Origin of the sequence: Oceanispirochaeta sp. M1, assembly GCF_003346715.1 — a bacterium.
Taxonomy (GTDB): domain Bacteria; phylum Spirochaetota; class Spirochaetia; order DSM-2461; family DSM-2461; genus Oceanispirochaeta.
On sequence record NZ_QQPQ01000112.1, the window covers coordinates 1 to 1,804 of the forward strand.

The window sequence follows — 1,804 nt, forward strand, 5'->3', positions numbered from 1 at the left end:
CGTTGAGACTGTAGAAAAAGCCAGCTTTTCAACAGTTCTCATGAAATCTATGGTAAAATTTAGAAAACGGAGGTTCATCTTATGGCAAGATACAAAGAGTATTCTTATGACCAGACTATGATGATTCCCGTGAGCTTTGAAAAGCAGATTTTACCCGGTACTTTTGAGTACACTCTATGCCATTTAATTGATCACCAAATTGATATGTCTGTGTTTGAAGATCATTATGAAAATGATGAAACCGGTGCACCGGCTTATGATCCTGCCATTTTATTAAAGATCATTCTTTTTGCTTATTCAAAGGGAATCAACAGCAGTAGGAAAATTGAAATGCTCTGCCATGAAAACATTGTCTGCATGGCATTGGCCGCTGATTCCAGACCACATTTCACTACCATTGCAGATTTCATATCCTCTCGCCATCAAGAATGCAGTTCTCTCTTTTCAATGATCATTTCTGTGTGTTACACACAGGGACTCATCGGTAAGAATATGTTTGCCATTGATGGATGTAAGATCTCATCCAATTGCTCCAAGGAGTGGAGTGGAACCAAGGCAGAATTGTTAAACAAAACCACCAAAATTGAAAAATCGGTAAACTACCTGATTCAAAAGCATAAAAGCACAGATGAAAACTGGGATGATCTGATTCAAAGAGAAAAAGAAAACAGAGCCATAGAAAAGCTCCAGGCTAAATCAGATAAGATCTATGAATGGCTGAATAATAATGTTGAAAGAATTGGAAGCTTGAAACAGCCCATCAAGAGCAATGTAGTTGACAATGAAAGTGCCAAGATGTCTACAGGTCATGGTGTTCTTCAAGGTTATAACGGTATTGCAGCGGTTGATGACAAGCACCAGCTGATTATCTTTGCCGATGCTTATGGCGATATAAACGAGTCTGGACACCTTTCAGAGATCCTGGAAGGTATTGATGAAAGCTGTAAATGCTCACATATAGATGATGATATCTACAAGCATGTGACCATTACTGCAGATACCGGATTCCACAATAAAAAGAATATGCAGATGGTCTGTGAAAAGGGTATCGATGCGTATATCCCGGATAACCAGTTCAGAAAAAGACACATCGCTTTCCAGGATGTTGGTAAGTATAAGAAGAAAGTTGCTAACTGGAAACCTGACAAAGGAAAGCATTATTTCAGGCCGGAAGATTTCTTTATGGATACAGTTACAAACACCCTGATCTGCCCGGCTAAACATCCGATGTGGCTTAAGACGCCTCATTTCAGGAGCAATGGAGGCAGGTATATTGGAAAGGGTTACCAAGGGTATGCTGAGCATTGCAAAGACTGTCCCCTTCGTTCTAAGTGTATTCGTAATGATCATACTCAGGCTAGGCAGGTTGCCATTTTAAAAGAAGCTTCAGATGCTAATGGTAATAATCCAGTTGCAGATATGAAGGCAAAAATCGATACACCATTCGGTCGGGCCATATACTCAAAAAGAATGAGTACAGTGGAACCGGTGTTCGGTCATATTGCTGGAATAAAGAAGCTCAACCGTTTCACTCTGCGTGGAAAAGAGAAAGTAAGCACCCAATGGCTTCTGTATTGCATGGTGCATAATATCGGGAAAATACAGAGGTACAGTGCATAAAAGAAGGTAATGGAGACTGTTTAAGGATAGAGAGGCATAAGAGCCCATAGTAACGATTAGGCGGTCATACAGCAGTTTAACCAGCTGATATTATGTTAAGAAAAAGAGATAGTATTAAAACCGCAATTTCTTAGTTTTGAAGAGTAATTTAAATCTGAGAGGTAGTTTTTCTACAGTCTCGTTA

At 39.6% G+C, this 1,804-nt stretch carries 1 protein-coding gene; it reads left to right on the top strand.

The window, feature by feature from the left end:
* Positions 1–81: 81 nt before the first annotated feature.
* Positions 82–1,620: an IS1182 family transposase gene (locus tag DV872_RS25980; RefSeq protein ID WP_114632885.1), complete on the top strand. Its 1,539-nt coding sequence runs from the start codon at positions 82–84 to the stop codon at positions 1,618–1,620.
* The last annotated feature ends 184 nt before the right edge of the window (positions 1,621–1,804 follow it).